23 protein-coding genes are annotated in these 23,397 nt (G+C 71.9%); 13 read left to right on the top strand and 10 right to left on the bottom strand.

Annotated elements, in window-relative coordinates; genetic code table 11:
• Positions 1-67: 67 nt before the first annotated feature.
• On the bottom strand, positions 68-724 hold the full coding sequence (locus ABZ896_RS42010; RefSeq protein ID WP_360940903.1) for a PhzF family phenazine biosynthesis protein: 657 nt from the start codon (positions 722-724) through the stop codon (positions 68-70).
• A gap of 15 nt (positions 725-739) precedes the next feature.
• Here ABZ896_RS42010 and ABZ896_RS42005 point away from each other — a divergent pair, with 15 nt between their 5' ends.
• From ABZ896_RS42005 to ABZ896_RS41980, 6 genes are all read left to right on the top strand, one after another.
• On the top strand, positions 740-1,828 hold the full coding sequence (locus ABZ896_RS42005; protein WP_360940901.1) for an iron ABC transporter permease: 1,089 nt from the start codon (positions 740-742) through the stop codon (positions 1,826-1,828).
• Between the two features lie 257 nt (positions 1,829-2,085).
• Positions 2,086-2,907, top strand: coding sequence for a heme ABC transporter ATP-binding protein (locus ABZ896_RS42000; protein WP_360940899.1), 822 nt, complete (start codon positions 2,086-2,088; stop codon positions 2,905-2,907).
• Positions 2,908-3,001: 94 nt separating this feature from the next.
• Positions 3,002-4,141: an iron uptake system protein EfeO gene (efeO, locus tag ABZ896_RS41995; protein WP_360940897.1), complete on the top strand. Its 1,140-nt coding sequence runs from the start codon at positions 3,002-3,004 to the stop codon at positions 4,139-4,141.
• A 15-nt stretch (positions 4,142-4,156) separates the two neighbouring features.
• On the top strand, positions 4,157-5,392 hold the full coding sequence (gene efeB, locus ABZ896_RS41990; RefSeq protein ID WP_360940895.1) for an iron uptake transporter deferrochelatase/peroxidase subunit: 1,236 nt from the start codon (positions 4,157-4,159) through the stop codon (positions 5,390-5,392).
• Positions 5,393-5,395: 3 nt separating this feature from the next.
• Positions 5,396-6,268, top strand: coding sequence for an iron uptake transporter permease EfeU (gene efeU, locus ABZ896_RS41985; protein ID WP_360940894.1), 873 nt, complete (start codon positions 5,396-5,398; stop codon positions 6,266-6,268).
• Positions 6,228-7,223 (top strand): hypothetical protein, encoded by a 996-nt coding sequence (locus ABZ896_RS41980; protein ID WP_360940892.1) that lies wholly within the window; start codon positions 6,228-6,230, stop codon positions 7,221-7,223. The genes efeU and ABZ896_RS41980 overlap by 41 nt, the downstream gene beginning before the upstream one ends.
• A gap of 9 nt (positions 7,224-7,232) precedes the next feature.
• On the opposite strand, the gene ABZ896_RS41975 is transcribed toward ABZ896_RS41980, so the two are convergent.
• From ABZ896_RS41975 to ABZ896_RS41960, 4 genes are all read right to left on the bottom strand, one after another.
• A complete protein-coding gene (locus tag ABZ896_RS41975; RefSeq protein WP_360940890.1) occupies positions 7,233-7,967 on the bottom strand; it encodes a bifunctional DNA primase/polymerase in 735 nt (244 codons plus the stop codon).
• 140 nt (positions 7,968-8,107) lie between these two features.
• On the bottom strand, positions 8,108-8,746 hold the full coding sequence (locus tag ABZ896_RS41970; protein ID WP_360940888.1) for a TetR/AcrR family transcriptional regulator: 639 nt from the start codon (positions 8,744-8,746) through the stop codon (positions 8,108-8,110).
• Between the two features lie 49 nt (positions 8,747-8,795).
• Complete coding sequence (locus ABZ896_RS41965) at positions 8,796-9,782, bottom strand: small ribosomal subunit Rsm22 family protein (RefSeq protein ID WP_360940886.1); 987 nt, start codon at positions 9,780-9,782, stop codon at positions 8,796-8,798.
• Between the two features lie 47 nt (positions 9,783-9,829).
• A complete protein-coding gene (locus ABZ896_RS41960) occupies positions 9,830-10,888 on the bottom strand; it encodes a WYL domain-containing protein (protein WP_360940884.1) in 1,059 nt (352 codons plus the stop codon).
• Between the two features lie 92 nt (positions 10,889-10,980).
• On the opposite strand from ABZ896_RS41960, the gene ABZ896_RS41955 reads away from it, so the two are divergent.
• Together ABZ896_RS41955 and ABZ896_RS41950 are read left to right on the top strand one after the other, a co-directional pair.
• Positions 10,981-11,403, top strand: a complete 423-nt coding sequence (locus tag ABZ896_RS41955) for a VOC family protein (RefSeq protein ID WP_360940882.1) — start codon at positions 10,981-10,983, stop codon at positions 11,401-11,403.
• The gene (locus ABZ896_RS41950; RefSeq protein WP_360940880.1) at positions 11,367-12,821 is read left to right on the top strand and encodes a winged helix DNA-binding domain-containing protein; all 1,455 of its coding nucleotides are present in this window, start codon (positions 11,367-11,369) and stop codon (positions 12,819-12,821) included. Before ABZ896_RS41955 ends, ABZ896_RS41950 begins: the two co-directional genes overlap by 37 nt.
• Positions 12,822-12,828: 7 nt before the next feature.
• On the opposite strand, the gene ABZ896_RS41945 is transcribed toward ABZ896_RS41950, so the two are convergent.
• Positions 12,829-14,004 (bottom strand): serine hydrolase domain-containing protein, encoded by a 1,176-nt coding sequence (locus ABZ896_RS41945; protein ID WP_360940878.1) that lies wholly within the window; start codon positions 14,002-14,004, stop codon positions 12,829-12,831.
• Positions 13,956-15,371: a multidrug effflux MFS transporter gene (locus ABZ896_RS41940; protein ID WP_360940876.1), complete on the bottom strand. Its 1,416-nt coding sequence runs from the start codon at positions 15,369-15,371 to the stop codon at positions 13,956-13,958. The genes ABZ896_RS41945 and ABZ896_RS41940 overlap by 49 nt, the downstream gene beginning before the upstream one ends.
• 86 nt (positions 15,372-15,457) lie before the next feature.
• On the opposite strand from ABZ896_RS41940, the gene ABZ896_RS41935 reads away from it, so the two are divergent.
• Positions 15,458-16,471, top strand: coding sequence for a Gfo/Idh/MocA family oxidoreductase (locus tag ABZ896_RS41935; RefSeq protein WP_360940874.1), 1,014 nt, complete (start codon positions 15,458-15,460; stop codon positions 16,469-16,471).
• On the opposite strand, the gene ABZ896_RS41930 is transcribed toward ABZ896_RS41935, so the two are convergent.
• The gene (locus ABZ896_RS41930) at positions 16,458-18,098 is read right to left on the bottom strand and encodes an alkaline phosphatase D family protein (protein ID WP_360940872.1); all 1,641 of its coding nucleotides are present in this window, start codon (positions 18,096-18,098) and stop codon (positions 16,458-16,460) included. The two genes, ABZ896_RS41935 and ABZ896_RS41930, sit on opposite strands and share 14 nt — an antisense overlap.
• 136 nt (positions 18,099-18,234) lie before the next feature.
• On the opposite strand from ABZ896_RS41930, the gene ABZ896_RS41925 reads away from it, so the two are divergent.
• The 3 genes from ABZ896_RS41925 to ABZ896_RS41915 all read left to right on the top strand — a co-directional run bounded on the left by ABZ896_RS41925 (position 18,235) and on the right by ABZ896_RS41915 (position 21,589).
• Complete coding sequence (locus ABZ896_RS41925; protein ID WP_360940870.1) at positions 18,235-18,993, top strand: SDR family oxidoreductase; 759 nt, start codon at positions 18,235-18,237, stop codon at positions 18,991-18,993.
• 344 nt (positions 18,994-19,337) lie between these two features.
• Positions 19,338-20,816 carry an ABC transporter permease gene (locus tag ABZ896_RS41920; RefSeq protein ID WP_360940868.1) on the top strand — a complete coding sequence of 493 codons (1,479 nt, stop codon included), beginning with the start codon at positions 19,338-19,340 and terminating at the stop codon, positions 20,814-20,816.
• An 80-nt stretch (positions 20,817-20,896) separates the two neighbouring features.
• Positions 20,897-21,589: an ABC transporter ATP-binding protein gene (locus ABZ896_RS41915; RefSeq protein WP_360940866.1), complete on the top strand. Its 693-nt coding sequence runs from the start codon at positions 20,897-20,899 to the stop codon at positions 21,587-21,589.
• Positions 21,590-21,611: 22 nt separating this feature from the next.
• Here ABZ896_RS41915 and ABZ896_RS41910 read toward each other — a convergent pair whose 3' ends face one another.
• Together ABZ896_RS41910 and ABZ896_RS41905 are read right to left on the bottom strand one after the other, a co-directional pair.
• On the bottom strand, positions 21,612-22,607 hold the full coding sequence (locus tag ABZ896_RS41910) for an aldo/keto reductase (RefSeq protein WP_360940905.1): 996 nt from the start codon (positions 22,605-22,607) through the stop codon (positions 21,612-21,614).
• Between the two features lie 55 nt (positions 22,608-22,662).
• A complete protein-coding gene (locus ABZ896_RS41905) occupies positions 22,663-22,989 on the bottom strand; it encodes a nuclear transport factor 2 family protein (RefSeq protein ID WP_360940864.1) in 327 nt (108 codons plus the stop codon).
• A gap of 121 nt (positions 22,990-23,110) precedes the next feature.
• On the opposite strand from ABZ896_RS41905, the gene ABZ896_RS41900 reads away from it, so the two are divergent.
• The coding region (locus tag ABZ896_RS41900) for a DoxX family membrane protein (protein WP_360940862.1) at positions 23,111-23,397 on the top strand (287 nt) is incomplete at its 3' end.

The raw sequence follows: 23,397 nt of genomic DNA, 5'->3' as shown, positions 1-23,397 counted from the left end.
GCTAGAGGGCGTTCGCCCTGAACACCGCGGTGTTCAGGGCGCTGGGAGAGGAGTTCCCGCTGAGCGCCTAGCGCTCGGGCTGGCGTTCCAGGTAGACGCGGCCGCCGATCTCCACCCAGCCGTAGGGCTGGGGTGCGGTGAGGATCTGGGAGCCCGCGCCCTGGGTGATGTTCAGGGCGCGGCCGAGCCGAGCGGTCAGCTGCATCGCCGCGGCGCCGGTGGCCTCGTCCTCCTCGACACCGTCACCCCGGCCGGGGAAGCCGCGGGCCCGGATCCGTCCGGCGGCCTCGTCCTCCCAGGCCCACGCGTAGATCCACTCCCCCGGCTCCGGGACGGCCAGGTCGTCGACCTCGGCGGCCGAGGCGTACTGCCGCAGTGTCCGGGGCGCCGGCCACTCCGCCCGCGCCTCGATCCAGCAGAACTCCCCGTCCTGCCGGGCCCCCACGGCACCGGCGGGCGTGACGAGTTCGGGCACGTCCAGCAGCCAGGCGGCGCCGACGCAGGGGTAACCGGCGAACGCCAGCCGTACGGAGGGGGTGTAGATGTCGATGACTCCACGCTCGGGGTCGTCCACGAACACGGTCTCGCTGAAGCCGAGTTTGGCGGCGAGGGTCTGGCGGTCGTCCGGGTCGGGCAGCGCGGAGCCTTCGCGGATGACGCCGAGTTCGTTGCCGTATCCGCCGTTCGGTGCGCAGAAGACGCGGAGTACGTCGTAGTCAGTCACGTGGGGAATTGAAACATGACCGTACTGGAGAAGACCGAGCCGCAGACGAGGGCCGGTGCGCCGGTGCCGCGCGGGCCACGGACCACCGCCTGGCTGCTGACGGCCGGCCTGATCGTCGCGCTGCTCGTGCTGGTGCCGGTCGCCGCGGGGGTCGGGGCGTATCCCGTGCCGGTCGGGGACGTCGTGGGGTCCGTGCTGCGTCGACTCGGGCTCGGAGGTGGGGAGTTGGACCGGGTCGCCGAGTCCGTGCTGTGGAACGTGCGGTTCCCGCGGATCGTGCTCGCGCTGCTGATCGGGGCGTCGCTGGGGTGTGCGGGGGCGTTGATGCAGGGCGTCTTCGGCAACCCGCTCGCCGAGCCCGGGGTCATCGGGGTCTCCTCGGGCGCGGCGGTCGGGGCGGTGGGGGCGATCGCGCTGGGCGTCGACGTCTTCGGCACCTGGACGGTCACCGTCTTCGCGTTCGTCTCCGGGCTCGCGACCGTGCTGATGGTGTACGTGATGTCGCGGTCCGGTGGGCGTACGGAGGTCGTGACGCTGATCCTCACGGGGATCGCGGTGAACGCGTTCGCCGGGGCGGTGATCGGGCTGTTCCTGTTCTTCGCGGACACGGCGGCGATCCAGCAGATCACGTTCTGGCAGTTGGGGTCGCTGGCGCAGGCGACGTGGCCGAAGGTGGTGGCCGTACTGCCGTGTGCGGTGCTGGGGTTGGCCGTTGCGCCGCTCTGTGCGCGCCGGCTGGATCTGCTGGCGCTCGGTGAGCGGCCGGCCCGGCATCTCGGGGTCGATGTGGAGCGGCTGCGGATTCTGCTGGTGCTGGTGATCGCGTTGCTGACGGCGGCGGCGGTGAGTGTGTCGGGGATCATCAGCTTCGTGGGGCTCGTGGTACCGCATCTGCTCCGCATGGCGGCGGGTCCCGGGCATCGGTTCCTGATTCCGGGCAGTGCGCTGCTGGGGGCGGCGGTGCTGCTGGCGGCGGACCTCGTGGCACGGACGGTGGCGGCACCGGCGGAGCTGCCGCTGGGGGTGTTGACCGCGTTGTTGGGCAGCCCGTTCTTCTTCTGGCTGCTACGGAGGACTCGGCGGCGGCAAGGGGGGTGGGCGTGAGGGGTTGTGTGTCGGGTGCGGCTGCGTGGGGGCTGGTCGCGCCCCGCGGCGGAGCCGCAAATCAACACAGCCCCGCGCCCCTAGAAGCACTCGGTTGCCCCGTGTTCACCCGGCACCCCGAAACACGCCCCCAGACATCCCTCGGCCGCCCCCTGATCCCCTCGGTCCCCAAAATTCCGCCGCGACGGTGCTCAGCCCCCGCGGCCTTCTCGGCGGTGCCGAACCCTCCGCAGCCCCTCCCTCCAAGGAACCCCCGTATGAGACTCCTCCGTCGTCGCCCCACCCCTCCCCCTCCCGCCGATCTCGGTGACGTTCTCGCCGAGGCTGAGTCCCTGTATGTCCGGCTTGGGTCTCGGGAGGTTCTCCAAGGGGTCGACGTGGTTGCTCGTGCCGGTGAGGTGCTTGCTCTCGTCGGGCCCAATGGGGCCGGGAAGTCCACGCTGCTTGCCGCGCTCGCCGGGGATCTCGCGGTTGCCGCAGGGGCCGTACGGATTCATGGGCGCCCGGCGTCGCAGTGGTCCGCGCCCGAACTCGCCCTGCGGCGGGCCGTGTTGCCGCAGTCGGCCGCGCTCTCGTTTCCGTTCAGCGTGGAGGACGTCGTCCGGATGGGGCGGGCGCCCTGGGCCTCCCTCGGCGGTGAGGACGACGACAGCGCCGTCGCTGAGGCGATGGACGCCACCGAGGTCACCCCCTTCGCGCCCCGCCCCTTCTCCGCGCTGAGCGGCGGCGAGCGTGCCCGTGTCGCGCTCGCCCGGGTGCTGGCCCAGCGCACCCCCCTGCTGCTGCTCGACGAACCCACCGCCGCACTGGACCTGCGGCACCAGGAACTCGTGCTGCGGGTGTGCCGGGAGCGGGCGCGGGCCGGGGACGCCGTGGTCGTCGTCCTGCATGATCTGGGGCTCGCGGCCGCGTACGCGCACCGGGTCGCGCTCCTGTGCGCCGGTCGGGTCGCCGCGGACGGTCCCCCGGCGGCGGTGTTCGAGGAGCGGCTCCTCTCCGACGTCTACGACCAGCCCGTCGAGGTCCTCCCGCACCCCCGCACGAACGCACTCCTCATCACACCGAGACGAATCAGTTGAATTTCCCTTGACCTTTCCTTGACGTCCTTTTTGAGCCATACACAGATAAAGCCCGGATAAGTTAGGCGAGCCTCACCAACCTTCAGGAGCTCGCATGCACGCCGTCAGGATCCGCCTCGTCACCGCCACCACCGTCGTGGCGGCTCTGACCGCCGTCACGGGATGCACCGAGAAGGGGAGCTCCGCCGGCAGCGACCGGGTCATCGAGGTGACCGCCACCGACAGCAAGTGCGAGGTCTCCAAGAAGGAGTTCCCGGCCGGCCACGTCGAGCTGGCCATCGAGAACAAGGGTTCCAAGGTCACCGAGGTCTACCTCCTCTTCCCGGACGACCGGATCGTCAGCGAGCGGGAGAACATCGGCGCGGGCACCAAGCAGACGGTCACCGCCGAGGTGAAGGCCGGCGACTACACGATCGCCTGCAAGCCCGGCATGAAGGGCGACGGCATCCGCCAGGCCGTGAAGGCCACCGGCGGCACCGCCGCCAAGCGGAACCCGCAGCTCGACAAGGCCGTCGCCGCCTACCGCGAGTACGCGCAGGAGCAGGCCGACGCCACGCTCCCGAAGGTCAAGGTCTTCACCGACGCGATCAAGGCCGGCGACCTCACCGCCGCCAAGAACGCCTACGCCCCCTCCCGGGTCGGCTGGGAGCGCACCGAGCCGATCGCCGAGTCCTTCGGTGACATCGACCCGTTGACCGACACCCGCGCGGACGGCCTGGAGAAGGGCCAGAAGTGGACCGGCTGGCACGCGCTGGAGAAGGCGCTGTGGCAGGACAAGAAGATCGGCGCGGAGCAGAAGACCCTCGCCGACCAGCTGGTCACCGATCTGACGGACTGGCAGCAGCGGGTCGGCAAGGCCGTGATCACCCCGACCTCGATGGCCAACGGCGCCAAGGAACTCCTCGACGAGGTCGCCACCGGCAAGGTCACCGGCGAGGAGGACCGCTACTCGCACACCGACCTGAGCGACTTCAAGGCCAACGTCGAGGGCGCCGAGAAGGCGTACGAGCTGCTGAAGCCGGTCGCCTCGAAGAACGACCCGGCGCTCACCGCAGAGCTGGACAAGCAGTTCGCGGCGCTCGACACCCAGCTGGACACGTACCGCACCACCAAGACCTCCGACGGCTTCGTCTCCTACGACACCGTCACCGAGGCGCAGCGCAAGGAGCTCTCGGACGCGGTGAACGCGCTCGCGGAGCCGCTGTCCAAGCTCGCCGCCGCCGTCGTGAAGTGAAGTAGGGGCGCCCTCATGACCGACAGCACACAGTCCCCCTCCCGCCGCGCCCTCATCGGCTGGGGCGGTGCCGGGCTCGCGCTCGGTGCCGCCGCGGCCGGCGGCGCGGTCGCGATGACCCGTGACGGCGACGACCTCCAGCCGACGGCCGCCGAGGCGGGCGCCGCCGTCGACTTCCACGGCGCCCACCAGGCCGGTATCGCCACCCCCGTGCAGGACCGGCTGCACTTCGCCGCGTTCGACGTGACGACCGAGGACCGCGCCGAGTTCGTCCAGATGCTGAAGGACTGGACGTCGGCCGCGCGCCGGATGACGGCCGGGAAGGCGGTCGGGGACGGGGCGTACGGCGGTCTCGCCGAGGCTCCCCCGGACGACACCGGCGAGGCGCTGGGGCTGAAGCCGTCGCGGCTGACGCTGACGATCGGCTTCGGGCCGTCCCTCTTCGAGAAGTTCGGACTCAAGGGACAGCGGCCCGAGGCGCTCGTCGACCTGCCGCAGTTCGCCGGTGACAACCTCGACAAGAACCGCAGCGGCGGCGACCTCTGTGTCCAGGCCTGCGCGGACGACCCGCAGGTCGCCGTGCACGCGATCCGCAACCTCGCGCGGATCGGCTTCGGCAAGGTCGTCATCAGGTGGTCGCAGCTCGGCTTCGGCAAGACCTCCTCGACCACGCCGGACGCGCAGACCCCGCGCAACCTCATGGGGTTCAAGGACGGCACCCGCAACATCGCGGGGACGGAGACGGACCGGCTGAAGAAGTTCGTGTGGGCCGAAGGCCCGGGCTGGATGGACGGCGGCTCCTACCTCGTCGCCCGTCGTATCCGCATGCACATCGAGACCTGGGACCGCACCCCGCTCCAGGAGCAGGAGGACATCTTCGGCCGGGACAAGGGCGAGGGCGCCCCGGTCGGCAGGGCCAAGGAGCGCGACAAGCCGTTCCTGCCCGCGATGAAGCCCGACGCGCACGTCCGGCTCGCGCACCCCGACTCCAACGGCGGGGCGACGATCCTGCGCCGCGGCTACTCCTTCACCGACGGCACGGACGGTCTGGGCCGGCTGGAGGCGGGGCTGTTCTTCCTGGCGTACATGAAGGACGTCCGGGAGGGCTTCATCCGCATCCAGCGCCATCTGGCCACCGACGCGCTCAACGAGTACATCCAGCACGTGGGTTCGGCGGTCTTCGCCGTCCCGCCCGGCGTCCGCGACCAGGACGACTGGTGGGGCAGCACGCTGTTCTCCAAGGAGGCGTAGCCCGTGTTCTCCAACTATCTGATCGGTCTGCGCGAGGGCCTGGAGGCCTCTCTCGTCGTCTGCATCCTCATCGCCTACCTGGTCAAGACGGACCGCCGGGACGCGCTGAAACCCATCTGTATCGGCATCGCGGTCGCCGTCGCCCTCGCGCTCGGCTTCGGGTGCGCGCTCGAATTCGGCTCCCAGGAGCTGACGTTCGAGGCGCAGGAGGCGCTCGGCGGCTCCCTGTCGATCCTCGCGGTGGGCCTGGTGACCTGGATGGTGTTCTGGATGCGGCGCACCGCGCGGCATCTGAAGGCCGAACTGCACGACAAGCTGGACGCGGCCCTGCAGATGGGCACCGCGGCCCTGGTCGCCACCGCGTTCCTCGCGGTCGGCCGGGAGGGCCTGGAGACCGCCCTGTTCGTGTGGGCGTCGGTGCGCGCGGCCGGTGACGGCACCCCGCGCCCGCTGATCGGCGTCGCCCTCGGCATCGCGACGGCGGTCGTGCTGGGCTGGCTGTTCTACCGGGGCGCCCTGAAGATCAACCTCGCCAAGTTCTTCACCTGGACCGGCGGGATGCTCGTCGTCGTGGCCGCGGGCGTGCTGGCGTACGGCTTCCACGACCTCCAGGAGGCGGACTGGCTGCCCGGCCTGAACAACAGGGCCTTCGACATCAGCGACACGATCCCGCCGGACAGCTGGTACGGCACGCTCCTGAAGGGCGTGTTCAACTTCCAGCCGGACCCGACCGTCCTCCAGGTCACGGTGTGGCTGCTGTACCTGATCCCGACGCTCGCGCTCTTCCTCGCCCCGGTAGGGTTCGCCTCCGGGAAGGGGAAGGTGAAGGCACCTGATGAGCAGGGATCGCGGCCCTCGAAGGCTCCGCAGGCTTGACCGGAGGGCACTGATAGCGGCGTCCATGACCGCTTTGTCGTTGACGGCGAGCGGCTGCGTGGTGGTGCACGGGGAGCGGGAGGTGCTCCCCTCGACCACGAAGGCGGAGGCCGCCAAGGCGCTCCGGCAGTTCACGACCGCGTACAACAACGCGGACGAGAAATTCGACAGTTCACTGGACGCCCCTCATGTCACGGGCGCCCTCTCCGCCATCGACTCGGCGCGGCTGAAGGCCGGCCAGGCGAACAACCCGGACGGCAACGCCGCGCACACCCCGCTGACGTTCTCGGACGTGACGTACACGATCCCGAAGAAGGCGGGCTGGCCGCGCTGGTTCCTCGCCGACGCGGCCGCCAACAAGGGCGGCACCGCGCGCTGGCTGCTCGTCTTCACCCGCAGCAACCTGAACGACCCCTTCCAGGTGGCGTATCTGACGCTCGTGGAGGCGGGCAAGGTCCCGGAGTTCAAGAAGGACGCGGACGGCTGGGCCGAGTCGGTGCCGGCGGACGCGACGGGGCTCGCCGCCGCTCCCGGCGCGCTCAGCAAGGACTACGCGACCTATCTGAAGAGCGGCGGGGACGTCTTCGCGGACGGCTCCCAGACCAGCGGCTGGCGGGAGTTGCGGGAGAAGAGCGCCAACAAGCCGGGTCTGGTGACCCAGTTCATCGACCAGCCGCTGACGAGCGGCGACTACACCCCGCTGGCGCTGCGCACGGCGGACGGCGGGGCGCTGGTGTTCTTCGCCACGCACCACTACCAGAAGCAGACGGCGAACGCGGCCGCGACGATCCCGACCCCCAACAAGGACGTACTCGCCCTGACCAAGGGCGAGATCAAGCAGTCCCTGACGATGGAGTTCGTCTCGAACCAGGTGGCGGTGGACCCGGCGACGAGCGGCGGGCAGGTGAGCATCCTGGGGCGGATCCAGGGTCTGACGTCGGCCGAGGGGTCGTAGCGAGAGCCGTCAACGGCGCAGGGGCCAGGCCGCGTTCGCGTGGTCGGGCTCCTCGCCCACGTACCGGGCGCACGCGTCGGTGAGGATCTCCAGGAGGCTGAGCGGGTCGGGCAGCGGGTGCTCCGGGCCGCGGACCCAGTGGACGGCCTGGTCGCCGGGGAGGCGGGCGGGCGGTACGAGGACGTAGGAGCCGCGGCAGTGCCAGCGCAGGCCGGGGTGTTCGTCCATCGTCTCGGGGTGGCAGTCCAGTTCGCACGGCCACCACTCGTCCTCGTCCTCGGGGGTGCCGCGGGTGAGGGTGAAGAACAGCAGGCGGCCGTCGTCGCTCTCGGCGACCGGGCCGACCTCGATGCCGGAGGCGAGCAGTCGCTCCAGCGCCTCCCGGCCCGCCTCCAGCGGCAGGTCGAGGACGTCGTGGACCATGCCGGTCGCGGTGATGAAGTTGGCCTGCGGCTGGTGCCGGGCCCAGCGCTCGATCTGTGCGCGGTCGGTGGTCGACTGGGTCTGCCAGGCGAACGACACGGGGTGGCGGGCGGGGGTGGGACAGCCCACGCGGTCGCAGGAGCAGCGGTAGCCGGGGGCGGGGTGCGCGGCGGGCGCGAGCGGCAGGCCCGCTCCGGCGGCGGCCAGCAGCAGGGCCTCACGGCCGCCGTGGTCCGTGGCGGCCTCCTTCGGCCGGCGTCCGCGCAGCCATTGGGAGAGTTTGCCCTGCCGGCCACTGCGGCCGCCCCACTCCGCGCTCATCTATCGCCCTCGCCTCGCCGTCGTGCGGAACAGCATGCCCTATGGTCCCATCTTCCTCTCGCCCGGGGGGCCGGAGCGGACATGAGGCGGTAGGGGCTGCCTCACACCGGGATGCGCGGACATCACCGGCTTTACGGTGATCAGTCGCGCGGTGCGAGGCCGTACAGGGCGTAGTCGACGAGGGTGTCGGTGTACTCGTACGAGATCGGGCCGGTGTACTGGAGCCAGCGCTGGGCGAGCGGCGAGATGAAGAACTCCAGGGCGATACGCGGGTCGACCTCGGGGCGGACCTGGCCGGCCTGCTGGGCGGAGCGCAGCCGGTCGACGTAGAGCTGGATGGCGGGTTCCATCAGCGCGGCCGTGAACTGCCGGCCGACCTGTTCGTTGACGACGCCCTCGGCCGCGAGCGCCCGCGACGGCACCTCGAACCGGGGGTCGTGCAACTGGTCGACGGTGGCCCGCAGTACGGCCTTGATGTCGGTGGCGAGGTCGCCGGTGTCCGGGATGACGTAGGGCTCGGCGCCCGCCTCCCGCGCGGCCTGCGCGCTGAGTTCGAGGAACGCCTCCAGCAGGACGTCCGCCTTCGACGACCACCAGCGGTAGATCGTCTGCTTGCCGACCCCCGCGCGGGCCGCGATGCCCTCGATCGTGGTCCTCGGGTAGCCGACCTCCCCGACCAGGGCGAGCGCGGCTTCGTGGATCGCGCGTCGGGACTTCTCGCTGCGGCGGGCGGTGTCGGGCCTGTGCGGGGTCGCGGGGTCGGGCTTCTGCGGGGTCATGGGGCGAATCTAACAGTCCGACAAGACGGATCGTCTCGCCGTACGGCGGTCAGCCGGCCGGTGGCCAGGCGTCGCCCCAGTCGGCGTCCCGGGCCGCCTTGTAGAGGTCGCCGTGGCGCTTGGTCACCGTACGGCGGGCGAGCTGTCCGTCCGCCTCGCACAGGTCCAGGAGGACCTGGCCCTTGCGGATCTGCGGTCTGCGGACGACCCGGGAGGGGGCCGGTTCGGCCGGCACGCGGGTGGCGGCGACATAGCTGAACTTCTCGTCCTCGTACGGCAATGAGCCGCCCTTGACCTTGCGGTGCAGGGAGGAGCGGCTCACCCGCGCGGAGAAGTGGCACCAGTCCTCGCCGGGGGCGATCGGGCAGGCGGCGCTGTGCGGGCAGGGGGCGGCGATCCGGAAGCCGGCGGCGACCAGGCGGTCGCGGGCCTCCAGCACGCGCGCGTAGCCGGCGGGGGTGCCGGCCTCGACGATCACGACGCTCCCGGCGGCCTGTGCGGCGGCGTCCACCAGGGCGGTGCGGTCGGCGGGGGTGAGTTCGTTGAGGACGTAGGAGACCGTGACGAGGTCGGTGGGGGCGAGCGCGAGCGTGCGGTCGATGCGGGTGCGCCGCCAGTCCGCCTCCCGCAGCGCCGGGTGGGCGCCGGCGATCTCCCGGCCGAGGGCGAGGGCGGGCTCGGACCAGTCGTGGACGGTGACGGGGCGGGTGCCGGGCCAGGTGGTGGCGACCGCCCAGGTCGCGGCGCCGGTGCCGCCGCCGAGGTCGGTGTGCGTGCCGGGAGTCCAGTCGGGGACGGTGTCCGCGAAGGCCTCCAGGGCGCTGTGGACGGCCTCGAAGGTGGCGGGCATGCGGTAGGCGGCATAGGCCGCCACGTCCGCGCGGTCGCGGAGGATGGGGGTGTCGGTGGGGGTGGCGCCCCGGTACATGCCGATGAGCCGGTCCACCGCCTGCGCCGCCTGCTTCGGCGGCAGACCGTCGAGGAGGGCCGCGAGGGCGGTGCGGAGGGTCTCGGCCGGGGGTACGGGGGCGTTCACCCGGTGATTCTACGGGCGGACGGTGGCGCTACGACCGGGTGGTGACGCTACGACCGGGCGGCGGCGTGGGTGAAGCGGGCGGCCAGGTCCGCGCAGGCGGTGGCGAGTTCGGGTGGGCCGACGACCTCGAAGTCGGTGTCGAAGTGGCCGAGGGCGGCGGCGAGCGCGGGCCAGGACCAGGAGCCGAGGGTGAGACGGCAGCGGTCGGGGGCGAGCTCCTCGACGAGACCGTCCCCGGCGAAGGGGACGACGTCGGCGGCCGGGGCGTGCAGGACCACCGCGCCGCGGCACGACCAGTCGGCGGTGGTGCCGTCGGTACCGCGGAACCGGCCGGTGACGAAGCCGGCGAGGTCGCCGCCGGGCAGTTCGCGCGGGGTGAAGCGGGGGCCGGTCGGGGTGCGGGGGCGGATGCGGTCGACGCGGAAGATGCGCCAGTCGTCGCGGTCGAGGTCCCAGGCGACGAGGTACCAGCGGTCGCGCCAGGCGATCAGGTGGTGGGGGTGGACGCGACGGGGGCGGTGGGGCGGGCCGGGGTGGGGCCCGCGGGTGCTGTCGGACGGGCCGGGGTGAGCCCCGCGAGACCCGTCGGCCGGACCGGGGTCGGCCCCGCGGGGGCCGTCCGTCCGGTCGTAGTCGAAGCGGAGTTCCTCGTGGGCGTGGATCACGCGGCTCAGTTCCAGGAGGACCTTGGGGTCGGCCCGCGGGGTGTCCGCGGTCTCGGGCGGGCGGACCGGGGTCACGTGCAGGTGGTCGATGCGGTGGCGCAGGCGGGGCGGCAGGACCTGGCGGACGGTGGCCAGGGCACGTAGCGCGTCCTCGGCGACGGGCGTCACCGCGGCCGCGCCCCGCAGCGCGACGGCGAGGGCGACGGCCTGGCCGTCGTCGAACAGCAGGGGCGGCATCCGGGTGCCGGCCTCCAGGCGGTAGCCGCCGGCCGGTCCCTTGACGGTCGTGATCCGGTAACCGAGTTCCCGCAGCCGGTCGATGTCCCGGCGCACGGTCCGGGAGGTGATGTCGAGGCGCCCGGCGAGGTCCTCGCCGGACCAGTCGCGGTGCGTCTGCAACAGCGAGAGCAGGGCGAGCAGCCGGGAGGACGTCTTCTGCATGCGCCCCATTCTCCCCGTAGTACAGGACACATCCTGTCCGCTACCTCGGTCAGGGTGGCACCGAGTCGTTCACCTCCAGGCAAGGAGCCACCATGTCCGTCACGACCACCACCCATCTGAACTTCCGGGGCAGCGCGCGCGAGGCGCTGGACTTCTACCGGTCCGTCTTCGGCGGCCGCGGTGTCGTCGTCACCTACAAGGACGCCGGCGCCGTCCAGGACGAGAGCGAGGCGGACTGGGTGATGTGGGGCGAGGTCGTCGGCGACGACGGCTTCCACGTCATGGCGTACGACGTGCCCTCGCAACTGCCCTGGGACCAGGGCGCGAACCCGTTCTTCGTCTCCGTGCGCGGCGAGGACACCGAGGAGATCGGCGCCCTGTGGGGCAGGCTCGCGGAGGGCTCGACCGTGGTGCGGCCCCTGGAGCCCGCGCCGTGGGCGCCGCTGTACGGCATGCTCACCGACCGCTTCGGGGTGACGTGGGTCCTGGACGTCACCGCGCCCTACAACGGCTGACCGGCAAGGCCATGACCGTCCTCGACAACCGTGCCCTCAACCGCGCCGCCCTCGCCCGCCAGCACCTGCTCGTACGGGGTGAGCTCTCCGTGCCCGAGGCGGTGGCCCACCTGTGCGGGCTGCAGGCGCAGGAGCCGCAGGAGCCGTTCGTCGGGCTGTGGTCCCGGGTGGCCGGGTTCCGGCCCGGGCTGCTGGACGAGGCGCTGACCGGGCGGGCGGTGGTGCGCACCCACCTGATGCGCCGCACGGTCCACCTGGTCACCGCCGCCGACGCGCTCGCCTGGCGGTCCCGGCACGACGCGATGCTGCGGCAACGGGTGCTGGGCACGTACCGACGGGAGCTGGCGGACATCGACCTGGCCGAGGTCGAGGCGACGGGCCGGGCGGTCATGGCCGACGGGCAGCCCCGCACGATGAGGGAACTGGTCGAGGCGGTCGAGGAACGCCGGCGCGCCGTGCGGGAACCCGGCCGGCCCGTCCCGGACCACACACCCGTCCCGGACCACCCACCCGGGCGGCCGCACACCGCGGCGGAACCCGACCGACCCGTCGAGGACGGCCGCCCCGAGCCCCCGCACGCCCTGCGGGAACTCCCCCCGGCCGTCCAGCACCACCCCCCGGGGCCGCCGCCCACCGCGCCGCCCCTCGACCGACCCGCCCGGCAACACCCGCCCGGCCCGCCCCACCGCGTCCTCGGCGAACTCCTCGTCGCCGCCCTGATCCCCATGGCCCAACTCCCGCCGCGCGGCCTGTGGCGGCGGACCGCCGGTGTCCGGAATCTGCCGTTGGCCACCTGGCTGGGGCGGGACGTCGATCCGCTGCCGACGGGGGACGGCGGTCCCGCGCGGGACGGCCATCCCGTCGGAGCCGCCGATCGCACGGGCAGCGGCGATCCCGCCGGAGGCGCCGACCCCGCCGGGAACGGCGACCCCGTCGGCCAACAGCTGGTGCGCCGCTATCTCGCCGCCCACGGCCCCGCCGCCACCGCGGACCTGCGTGCCTGGTGCGGGCTCGCCGGGCTGCCCGTCGCCGTGAAGGCCGTCCGGGACGAACTCGTCGTCTTCCGGGACGAACGCGGACGCGAACTGCTCGACCTGCCCGACGCGCCCCGGCCGGACCCCGACACCCCGGCCCCCGTCCGCTTCCTGCCCGCCTTCGACAACGCCGTCCTCGGCTACCACGACCGCGGCCGGATCATCGACACCGCCCACCTGGGCCTGTCCGTCGCGGGCCACCGCATGGTCCTGGTCGACGGCCGGGTCACCGCCACCTGGACCGTGCGCGACCACCGCCTGCGCATCAGCCCCCTGCGCCCCCTCACCGGCACGGAGCGGGAGGCCGTCCACACCGAGGCCGAGGACCTGGCGGCCTTCCTGAACCAAGGCGACGAGATCGAGGGCATCGAGCTCGACACCTGACCGCCCCTCACGTCTCCCGTACCGCCCGCGCCATCCTCGTCGCCGCCGCCGCTCGCGGCCTGTTGTCCGCGGGGCGTCTCCGCGGGTGGACCGTGTTGGCGAGCAGTACGACGAACGTGTCGGTCACGGGGTCCAGCACCAACGACGTGCCGGTGAAGCCGGTGTGACCCGCCGCCCCCTGCCCCGCCAGCTCGCCCATGAACCACTTCTGGTCGATGGCGAAGCCCAGGCCGGGCGGGGTGAGCAGCAGCTCCACGAAGTCCGGGCCCAGGATGCGGGCCGGCCCGTACGCGCCGCCCGCCAGCAGCGCCCGGGCGAAGATCGCGAGGTCCCGGGCGGTCGAGAAGAGCCCCGCGTGACCCGCCACTCCCCCCAGCGACCAGGCGTTCTCGTCGTGGACGACACCCCGCAGCATGCCCCGGTCCGCCTTGGCCCACGGCCGCCGCTGGTCCTCCGTGGCCGCCGCCCCGGGGCAGGGGCCGAAGCGGGTCGACGTCATGCCGAGCGGGCGCGTGATGCCGTCGTGGACGAGGACGTCGAGGGGCCGCCCGGTGATGCGTTCGAGGACCTGCTGGAGCAGCAGCAGGTTGAGGTCGGAGTACGTGTAGGTGCCGGGCACCCCGATGGGCGGTTCGGCGCGGAGCAGGTCGAGGCGTTCCTCGTCGTCGTCACAGTCGTACAAAGGGAGTTCGGGCCGTAGCCCCGAGGTGTGGGTGAGCAGTTCGCGGACGGTGATGCCGTGGGTCGCGGCCGCCCGGAAGTCCGGGAGGTACGCGCCCACCCGGGCGTCGATGCCGAGGGTGCCCCGCTCGATCTGCTGGACGGCGGCGACGGACGTGAACAGCTTGGTGAGGGAGGCCAGGTCGAAGGGGGTGGTGACGGTCATCGGGATGCGCGCCCCGGCGGGGAGTTCCACCCCGGCGTCCGCCTCGGGGTCGTAGGAGGAGTAGCGGACCGCCCAGCCCGAGGCCTCCTCGACGGCGATGACCGGGCCGCGTCCGGCGACCAGGACGACGCCCGCGGCCCAGGGGCGGTCGCCGGCGGTGAGGTCGTGGGTCTCCTGGACGAGCTGGCGCAGTTCCCCCGGGTCGAGTCCGGCGCGTTCCGGTGTGTCGTGGCGCAGTCTCGGTGCGCTCAGTGCTCTGCTCCCTCCACAGTCGCACGTCTGTTCCAAGGACGGCACATTCCCATGAAACAGGTGAGGGCTACCAGTGCGCCCGCCAGTTGGACGACCGCCATCGGGACGGCCGTGTCCTCCCCGGCCAGTCCGACCAGCGGCGAGGTGATCGCGCCGACGAACATCGAGGAGGTCCCGAGCAGGGCGGACGCGGAGCCCGCGGAGTGCCTGGTGCGCATCAGGGCGAGCGACTGGGCGTTGGGCAGGGCGACACCCATCGCCGACATCAGGACGAAGAGCGCGGCGGCGACGGGCACCAGGCCCACCTCGCCGAAGACGCCGGCCGACATCAGCAGCAGGGCGGTGGCGGCGGCGAGCACCACCAGCAGACCGAGGAAGAGCACCTTCTCCAGGCTGACCCGGCCCACCAGCAGCTTGCCGTTGATCTGGCCGACGATCACCAGGCCGACCGAGTTCACGCCGAACAGCAGGCTGAACAGCTGCGGGGAGGCGCCGTAGATCTCCTGGATCACGAACGGCGAGGCGGTGATGTACGCGAACAGCGCGGAGAAGGTGAAGCCGCCCACCAGCATGTAGCCGGCGAAGGGCAGGTCGGCGAGGAGGCCGCGCATGGCGCGCAGGGTCTCGCCGGCGCCGCCGCTGTGGCGTTCGGCGGGCGGGAGCGTCTCCGGGAGCCTCGTCCACACCACCGCGCCGAGCAGCAGGCCGACGGCCGTCAGGACCACGAACACGCCCCGCCAGTCCGTCACCCGCAGGATCTGGCCGCCGATGAGCGGGGCGACGATCGGGGCGACGCCGGAGATCAGCATGAGGGTGGAGAAGAAGCGGGCCATCGCCATGCCGTCGTGCAGGTCGCGGACGACCGCGCGGGCGATGACTATGCCCGCCGCGCCCGCGAGTCCCTGCACCAGCCGGAAGGCGACCAGGGTCTCGACGTTCGGCGCGAGGGCGCACAGCACGGTGGCGACGACGTACACGGCGAGCCCGCCGAGCAGCGGGCGGCGGCGGCCCCAGCGGTCGCTCAGCGGACCGACCACCAGCTGCCCGAGCGCCATGCCGAGCAGACAGGCGGTGAGGGTGAGCTGCACGGTCGCGGCGGGCGCGGACAGCGAGCGGGTGACCTCCGGCAGGGCGGGGAGGTACATGTCCATCGCGAGCGGGGGCGTGGCGGTGAGACCGCCGAGGATGAGCGTGACGAGAAGGCCGGTACGGCGCGCGGCCACGGGGGCCGGCTCGGTGTGCGGTACGGCGACCTCCTGCGCCCCCTTGACGACCGCCGGGTCCGCGTCCTGAAGGGCGACCGGCTCGGCAACCGGCTCGGCTCCCCCACCCACCGCCTGCCGCGCCCCTGTCCCGACCGCCGGGTCCGCCCCCGTCCCGGTCGCCCGCTCGACCCGCCCCTGCTCGGGCATGTGCCCTCCCTCTTCGATCGGTCCGCCACCTATGCTCTCAGCTCGTACAAGTGGGCGAGTGTCGGGTGAGCGAGGGCGGAGCCGGGATGACGGAGCAGAGGGTGCGCTGGGGGATTCTGGCGACGGGCGGGATCGCGTCCGCGTTCACGGCGAATCTGGTCGATCTGCCGGACGCACAGGTCGTGGCGGTGGCCTCGCGGTCGTACGACTCGGCGGACGCGTTCGCGGAGCGGTTCGGGATCCCGCGGGCCTACGGCGACTGGCGAGCGCTCGCCGAGGACGCGGACATCGACGTCGTGTACGTCGCCACCCCGCACGCGGCCCACCGCGCGGCCGCCGGCCTGTGCCTGGAGGCGGGCCGCAACGTGCTGTGCGAGAAGGCGTTCACGCTCAACGCCCGGGAGGCGGACGAGCTGGTCGGCCTCGCGAAACAGCACGACAGCTTCCTCATGGAGGCCATGTGGATGTACTGCAACCCGCTGATCCGACGGCTGAAGGCCCTCGTCGACGACGGCGCGATCGGCGAGGTCCGCACCGTACAGGCCGACTTCGGTCTCGCCGGCCCCTTCCCGCCCTCGCACCGGCTGCGCGACCCGGAGCAGGGCGGCGGCGCGCTGCTGGACCTCGGGGTGTACCCGGTGTCGTTCGCGCATCTGCTGCTGGGTGAGCCCTCGGACGTGATGGCGAAGGCGGTGCTCTCCGAGGAGGGCGTCGACCTCCAGACGGGCGCGCTGCTGTCCTGGGACTCCGGCGCGCTGGCGTCCCTGCACTGCTCCCTGACCGGCGGTACGGCGACGGTCGCCTCCGTGACCGGCTCGCTGGGCCGGATCGACATCCCGAACGGCTTCTTCCACCCGGACCGCTTCGTCCTGCACCGGGACGGCCGCGACCCCGAGGAGTTCGCGGCCGACCCGGCCGACGGGCCCCGCAACAGCCTCAAGCACGAGGCAGCCGAGGTGATGCGGGCGCTGCGGGCCGGCGAGAAGGAGTCCCCGCTGGTACCGCTGGACGGCACGCTCGCGGTGATGCGGACGCTCGACGCGGTACGGGACCGCATCGGCGTCCGCTATCCCTCCGAGGAAGCGCTCACACCTGCCTGAGCCCCTGGTTGCCGACCTCGGTGACGAAGGACGCGGCCGTGGAGATCGGCGCCCCGGGCCTGGTCACGTACGGCATCGTCTTGAAGTCGGCCCGCGCCTGCTCCCGGTCGAGGCGGACCGTGGCGTAGCCGCGCCGGCCGTCGTAGTACTTCAGGTGCGGGTTGGCCGCCATGTACGTCTCCCAGGTGGAGAGGTGCTCGGCGCCGTCCCGCCCGCTGGAGATCGACGTGGGGACGATCTCGGTGCCCAGGGTGCGGGAGGACGGGTCGTCGAAGTCGTCCTTGATGTCCCAGGCGTAGCCGACGTGCACGTCCCCGGTGAGGACCATCAGGTTCTCGACGCCCGCGTCCTTGGCGCCGTCGAGGATCCGGCGGCGCGAGGCCCGGTAGCCGTCCCAGGCGTCCATGGAGAGCCGGGCGACGGGCGCCACGTCGAGCTTGCGCTGGCAGAAGTTCACCTGCTGCGGTACGACGTTCCACAGCGCCCGGGAGGCGTGCCAGCCGTCGATCAGCCACCGCTCCTGCTCGTCGCCGGTGATGGTGCGCGCCGGGTCGTCGATCTCCGGGCCCGGCAGGTCCAGGCCGTCGCCGTAGGCCTGGTCGGAGCGGTACTGGCGGGTGTCGAGGATGTCGAACTGGGCGAGCCGGCCCCAGTGCAGCCGCCGGTAGAGCTGGCAGTCCGGCCCGACGGGGAGCTGCGGGCGGCGCAGTGGCTGGTTCTCCCAGTAGGCGCGGTAGGCGGCGGCCCGGCGCAGCAGGAACTCCTCCGGCGGGACGTCGTTCTGGGGGATGTCGTCGGCGTAGTTGTCCTCGACCTCGTGGTCGTCCCAGGTGACCACGAAGGGATGCGCCGCGTGCACGGCCATCAGGTCGGGGTCGGTCTTGTAGAGGGCGTACCTGAGGCGGTAGTCCTCCAGCGTCATCGTCTCGTGGTTGAAGATGTCGGGGACGGTCCGGTCGGTGTAGTTGCGGTAGCCGCCGACCGCGTTGACCGCGTACTCGTAGAGGTAGTCGCCGAAGTGGAAGACCGCGTCGACGTCGTCCTCGGCGAGATGGCGGTACGCCGTCCAGTAGCCGTCGGTGTACGCCTGGCAGGAGACCCCGGCGAAGGTGAACTCCCGCTTGCGGGCGCCGAGGGCGGGGGCGGTGCGGGTGCGGCCGGTCTCACTGGTCCACTGGCCGGTGCGGAAGCGGTAGTAGAAGACCCGGTCGGAGTCGAGGTGGCCGACCTCGACGTGCACGGTGTGGTTGAACTCCGGGTGCGCCCAGGCGGTGCCGCGTCTGACGACATGGCGGAAGCCCTCGTCGCGGGCTAGTTCCCAGTGGACCTGGACGCGTTCGGCCGGCAGGCCCCCGTCGGGCTGGTACGGGGTGGGGGCGAGCCGGGTCCACAGCAGCACCGAGCTGGGCAGCGGGTCGCCGGAGGCGATGCCGAGCGTGAACGGGTACTCGGTGATCTTCGAGCCGTCGAGCTCGGCGGCGCTCGCGGTGCCGGCGGCCGGCAGGTTGACCGAGAAGGCGAGCGCCGCGGCGGCCGCCGTGACGGTCAGGAAGCGGCGGCGGTGCAAGTGGCGTGCGGCGGCGCGGAGTTCGGGGTCGTGCTGCGACGTGCGGGGGTCGAGTGTCATCCGGTCCTCCCCTGACTGAATGGATTCAGGAGACAATTGGACGGGTCCGGGACGACTACAGGTAGGCATGAACACGACATCCTGGTGACGGACGGATGAGTTCCGCATAACGGCCCTTCGCCTACGCTGCGTGCCCATGGATGGCAAACGATCGAAGATCGCGGTGGTGACCGGCGCGGGCTCCGGAATCGGGCGCGCGGTCGCCGTGGAACTGCTGTGTACGGGCTGGTCGGTGGCGCTCGCGGGACGGCGGCCGGAAACCCTGTCGGAGACGGCGGCCCTGGTGCCGGACGGCGCCACCGTCGCCGTACCCACCGACGTCTCCCACTCCGACGATGTGACCGCCCTGTTCGCCGCCACCGTCGAGCGGTTCGGGCGGGTGGACCTGCTCTTCAACAACGCGGGCACGTTCGGCCCCGGCGGGGTGCCGGTCGAGGAGCTGCCGTACGACGCCTGGCGGCACGTGGTGGACACCAACCTCAACGGCGCGTTCCTGTGCGCGCAGGCGGCGTACCGGCAGATGAAGGAGCAGGACCCGCAGGGCGGGCGGATCATCAACAACGGCTCGATCTCCGCCCACACGCCCCGGCCGCACTCCGTCGCCTACACCGCGACCAAGCACGCCCTGACCGGCCTCACCAAGTCACTGTCGCTGGACGGGCGGCCGTACGGCATCGCGGTCGGACAGATCGACATCGGCAACGCGGCGACCGACATGACCCGGCGCATGGAGACGGGCGCGCTACAGGCGAACGGTTCGGTGGCGCCCGAGCCGGTGATGGATGTCGCCGACGTGGCGCGGACGGTGCGGCACATGGCCGAGCTGCCGTTGGAGGCGAATGTGCAGTTCGCGACGGTACTGGCGACGACGATGCCGTACGTGGGGCGTGGCTGAGCGGTCGATTTGCACAAGCGGAATTTGTTCTTCCACCCCCACCGTGGCTGGTCGGCGGCTTATGCTCATCACGCGCCCTCCACAGGAGATTCACACTTGGGGGGAGCCGTTCCGTAGGCCTCGCCCGAGGGGGGAACGCGGCGGCCGTCCATCGGCCGGGTGGGGGTGGATCTCGCGTGGGACCGCGAGGTGCGCACCGGCCCGTGGACGGCCGCCGCACACATTCTCAGCTCGCGCACATCCCTTCTCAGCCTGCGCATATCCCTTCCTCACGGCGCCGCAATGCTGCGTCCCTACCTTGAGGGCGCGCCCACAGCGGGCGCCAAGAACCTTCGAGGAACGGGATGTTTGGCATCTATCTCAAGCGCGAGCTGGGCCGGCGCAAGAAGGCGGCCCTGGTCATCGCTCTGGGTCTGGCGCTCGGTATCGCGCTGGTCATCACCGTGAACTCGGTGTCGGCCGGCATGACACAGGCTCAGGACAAGGTCCTGAAGTCGCTGTACGGCCTCGGCACCGACATGACGGTCACCAAGGCGAGGTCGGCGCCGACGTCCGGGAGTTCGGGCAGACCGAACTTCCAGTTCGACGCCAGCTCCAACGGCAGCTCCAAGACGCAGAGTTCGGACCGCGTGATGACCCAGGGCGGTCAGGCCCTGGCGTCCTCGGTGGTCACCAAGGTCGCGAAGCAGAAGGGCGTGGCGACGGCGGTGGGCGCGCTCACCCTGAACGTCACGAAGGTCGACGGGTCCTTCACCCAGGGCAAGGCGCAGTCGCAGAGCAGCGGGTCCTCCTCGCAGGGCCAGGGCGGTCCCGGCGGCGGCTCCGGGAGCGGCAACAGCACCGCCGCGCCCCAGGTCCAGGGCGGCGGCGCCAACTTCGACGTGAACTCCTACTCGGTGGCCGGCGTGGACGTCGGCGACCAGACGCTCGGCCCGCTGGCCGGCTCGAAGATCACCACCGGCAAGACGTTCACCGCCGCGCAGTCCAACGCGAAGGTCGCGGTCGTCAGCAAGTCGTACGCCAAGGAGAACTCCCTCAAGGTCGGCAAGACCCTGACCATCTCCGGCACCAAGTACACGATCATCGGCATCGCGACGCCCGACAGCAGCGACTCCACCACCGACGTCTATCTGCCGCTGAAGCAGGCGCAGACCCTCGCCGACGCCAAGAACCAGGTCACCACGATCTACGTGAAGGCGACCGACTCCAAGCAGATCGACTCCGTCAAGTCGGCGATCCAGAAGAACGTCTCCGGTACGACCGTCACGACCTCCGCCGATCTCGCGGAGACCGTCTCCGGCTCGCTGTCCACCGCCTCCAACCTCGCGACCAGCGTGGGCAAGTGGCTGTCCATCGCGGTGCTCGCCGCCGCCTTCCTGGTGGCCGCGCTGCTGACCTCCTCGGCGGTCTCCCGCCGGGTCCGTGAGTTCGGCACTCTGAAGGCGCTTGGCTGGCCGAGCCGACGGGTCACCCGGCAGGTCGTCGGCGAGTCCATCGTGAACGGTCTGCTCGGCGGCGCCCTCGGCATCGGCCTGGGCCTCGGGGCGGCCTACGCGGTCACCCTGATCAGCCCGAAGCTCACCGCGCAACTCGGCAACACCGGTGGCGGTGGCGGCATGGGCGGCGGCCCCGGCGGCGGTGGCGGGCCGGGCCAGCAGGCCTCCCAGAACACCATGGAGATCGCCCTGTCCGCGCCGGTCTCGATGACCACGATCGCGCTGGCCGTGGGCCTCGCGGTGACCGGCGGTCTGATCGCCGGCGCGATGGGCGGCTGGCGTGCCTCCCGGATGCGGCCCGCGGACGCGCTGCGCAGCGTGTCGTAACGCCTCTTGTACTGGGGTGCCGTCCTCCTCTCCCCCCGGCGGACGGCACCCCGCCCCACACTTCTCTCTACGGAGCACTCATGTACAGACTCACCGGCGTCACCAAGCGCTACTCGCGCGGCAAGGAGACGGTGGAGGCGCTGCGCGGCGTGGACCTCACCATCGAGGACGGCGACCAGCTGGTCATCCAGGGCCCCACCGGCGGCGGCAAGTCCACGCTGCTGCAGATGATCGGCGGCCTGGACCGGCCGACCGAGGGCAGCGTCGAGCTGGACGGCGTCGACCTCGCGCGCATCAGCGAGGCCAAGCTGACCCGGCTGCGCGCCGAGAAGATCGGCATCATCTTCCAGTCCTTCAACCTCATCCCGACGCTGACCGCGCAGGAGAACGTCGAGACGGCGCTGGTCCCGCTGGGAGTCAAGCCGGCGGAACGGCGGGAGCGGGCGGCGGAGGCGCTGCGGTCGGTGGGCCTCGGCGAGCGGCTCACCCACGCGCCGTCCGAGCTGTCGGGTGGTCAGCAGCAGCGCGTGGCGATCGCCCGTGCGCTGGTGAAGAAGCCGAAGGTGCTGCTGGCCGACGAGCCGACCGGCAACCTCGACGAGTCCATGCGGGACGAGATCATGGCGCTGCTGGAGGGGCTGTGGCACGAATACGGGCTGACCTTCATCATGGTCACCCATGACTCGTCCATCGCCCGGCGGTCGCCCCGCCTTGCGACGATCAAGGCGGGGCAGATCACGCTGACCGAGCAGCAACAGTCGTACGTACAGTAGGAGTTGGGCCTGTAGGAGCCGCTCACCGTTCCAGGATCCGGTCGACTTCGGTCAACTGGTCGGCGGTGAGCGGCCCTTTCTCGATCGCTCCCGCGTTCTGCTCCGCCTGCGCGACCGAGCGGAAGCCCGGGATGGGGACGGTCTGTGGGCTCCGCGCCCAGATCCAGGCCAGGGCGCCCTGCGCGAGCGTACGGCCGTCGCTCGTCAGGATCTCCCTCAGCGCGTCGATCCTCTTCAGCCACTCCGGGTCGGCCGTGGTGCCGTCGCCGAAGCCCGGGAGCCAGGCCGGAGGCCTGCTGCGGATGTCCCCCGCGTCCTGCGGTCCTTGGCGCTTCCCGGCGAGCAACCCCATCGCCAACGGGCTGCGGTTGATGCTCGCGAGGTTCAACTCCTCGCACAGGGCGAGCATTTCGGGGGCGTCCTGCATGACGTTCAGCGCGTGCTGTACGGCCGCGCAGTGCTCCCCCTCGGCGAAGACCGCGGCGCGGGCCGGGTCGTCGGTGCTCCAGGCGTACGCGCGGATCAGGCCCTCGGCGACGAACTCCTCGCAGGCGTCCCGGAGTTCGGCCGCGCGCTCGGGCTCGGCGTCGGAGAGGTGGAGCTGGTAGAGGTCGATGCGGTCGGTGCCGAGGCGGTCCAGGGACGCGGTGAGCGCGCGTCGGGCGTGCGCCGGGGTGTCGTCCTGGCCGGTGAGGGTGCGGGTCTCCTCGTCGAAGACGTTGCCCCACTTGGTGGCGACGACGACGTCGTCCCGGCGCTTACCCAGGGCCCGTCCCAGCACCCGCTCGCTGTGCCCGGTGCCGTAGGCGTCCGCGGTGTCGAAGAAGGTGACACCGAGGTCGAGGGCGCGCCGGACGGCCCGTACGGACTCCTCGTCGTCCACCTTGCCCCAGCCGAGGGGCTGCCCCTCGGTGTTCTGCCACTCACCGCCGATGGCCCAGCACCCGAAGCCGAGCGCGCTCACTTCGATGCCGCTGCGTCCGAGCGTCCTGTTCATCTGCGTGCCCTTGGTCTCCATGCCCTTGCTCTTCATGTCCGGAGACTAGGAGTTGGAGCGCACTCCAGGACAAGCGTTATGCCTGGCCGGTCTCGAAGCGGGAGATCCGGCCGTCGTCCGAGACCGTGAAGTGCCAGCGGGTGCGCATCTCGCCCCAGGCGTCGTTGCGGTAGTGGGCGAGGAGGGAACGGCCGCCGTTGGACTCGTTGTCGACGTCCAGGTGACCGTTGGAGGAGAAGATCTCCCGGTCGACCCAGTCGTCGAGGTCACGGTCGCTGCCGTCGTCCGCCATCGTCGCGCCGGGCGCGAGGAGTGCCTGGAAGCCCTCGCGGTCGTGGGCGTTGACCGCGGTGACGAAGGCACGGACGGCGGGGTCGCTGAGTTTGGCCGGCTGAATCGTCATGCCAGTCAGACTCACACCGCCCCCGCGCCGACGCCACCCGAACGGCGGCCCGGGAATCCCGGGCGGGTGTGAGGAGTGCGACGGTGGAAACCCGTGTGGTTCCTCTTTTCCGGGAGTGATCGTGACCGCATACGACCGACGTGATCTGGGCCTGCTGCTGCTCCGGCTGGGGACCGGGGGTGTACTGGCGGCCCACGGTGCGCAGAAGCTGCTCGGCTGGTTCGGCGGGGGCGGCATCGAGGGGACGGGCCAGTTCATGGAGTCCGTCGGCTACGCGCCGGGCCGGGCGAGCGCGCGGGCGGCGGGGCTCGCGTCGCCGGACAGCCGCAGTGAGCGCGGTCCGGTGGCGCCGGCCAGCACCTCGACCGGGCTCTCGGGCGGCCAGTCGAGGCCGACGTCGTCGAGGGT

Source organism: Streptomyces sp. NPDC047072 (genome assembly GCF_040643855.1).
GTDB lineage: Bacteria > Actinomycetota > Actinomycetes > Streptomycetales > Streptomycetaceae > Streptomyces.
Note: the sequence above shows the minus strand (reverse complement) of the source record. Positions and strands in the feature narration are given on the sequence as shown.

What these genes read in the sequence shown, in the direction of transcription:
- ABZ896_RS41925 (WP_360940870.1), top strand. Translation starts at nt 18,235, where the DNA reads ATGGATGGCAAACGATCGAAGATCGCGGTGGTGACCGGCGCGGGCTCC.
- ABZ896_RS41940 (WP_360940876.1), bottom strand. Translation starts at nt 15,371, where the DNA reads ATGCCCGAGCAGGGGCGGGTCGAGCGGGCGACCGGGACGGGGGCGGAC.
- ABZ896_RS41910 (WP_360940905.1), bottom strand. Translation starts at nt 22,607, where the DNA reads ATGGAGACCAAGGGCACGCAGATGAACAGGACGCTCGGACGCAGCGGC.
- ABZ896_RS41930 (WP_360940872.1), bottom strand. Translation starts at nt 18,098, where the DNA reads ATGACACTCGACCCCCGCACGTCGCAGCACGACCCCGAACTCCGCGCC.
- efeB (WP_360940895.1), top strand. Translation starts at nt 4,157, where the DNA reads ATGACCGACAGCACACAGTCCCCCTCCCGCCGCGCCCTCATCGGCTGG.
- ABZ896_RS41970 (WP_360940888.1), bottom strand. Translation starts at nt 8,746, where the DNA reads ATGACCCCGCAGAAGCCCGACCCCGCGACCCCGCACAGGCCCGACACC.
- ABZ896_RS41975 (WP_360940890.1), bottom strand. Translation starts at nt 7,967, where the DNA reads ATGAGCGCGGAGTGGGGCGGCCGCAGTGGCCGGCAGGGCAAACTCTCC.
- ABZ896_RS41920 (WP_360940868.1), top strand. Translation starts at nt 19,338, where the DNA reads ATGTTTGGCATCTATCTCAAGCGCGAGCTGGGCCGGCGCAAGAAGGCG.
- ABZ896_RS41915 (WP_360940866.1), top strand. Translation starts at nt 20,897, where the DNA reads ATGTACAGACTCACCGGCGTCACCAAGCGCTACTCGCGCGGCAAGGAG.
- ABZ896_RS42000 (WP_360940899.1), top strand. Translation starts at nt 2,086, where the DNA reads ATGAGACTCCTCCGTCGTCGCCCCACCCCTCCCCCTCCCGCCGATCTC.
- ABZ896_RS41980 (WP_360940892.1), top strand. Translation starts at nt 6,228, where the DNA reads ATGAGCAGGGATCGCGGCCCTCGAAGGCTCCGCAGGCTTGACCGGAGG.
- ABZ896_RS41905 (WP_360940864.1), bottom strand. Translation starts at nt 22,989, where the DNA reads ATGACGATTCAGCCGGCCAAACTCAGCGACCCCGCCGTCCGTGCCTTC.
- ABZ896_RS42005 (WP_360940901.1), top strand. Translation starts at nt 740, where the DNA reads ATGACCGTACTGGAGAAGACCGAGCCGCAGACGAGGGCCGGTGCGCCG.
- ABZ896_RS41935 (WP_360940874.1), top strand. Translation starts at nt 15,458, where the DNA reads ATGACGGAGCAGAGGGTGCGCTGGGGGATTCTGGCGACGGGCGGGATC.
- ABZ896_RS41955 (WP_360940882.1), top strand. Translation starts at nt 10,981, where the DNA reads ATGTCCGTCACGACCACCACCCATCTGAACTTCCGGGGCAGCGCGCGC.
- ABZ896_RS41960 (WP_360940884.1), bottom strand. Translation starts at nt 10,888, where the DNA reads ATGCAGAAGACGTCCTCCCGGCTGCTCGCCCTGCTCTCGCTGTTGCAG.
- efeO (WP_360940897.1), top strand. Translation starts at nt 3,002, where the DNA reads ATGCACGCCGTCAGGATCCGCCTCGTCACCGCCACCACCGTCGTGGCG.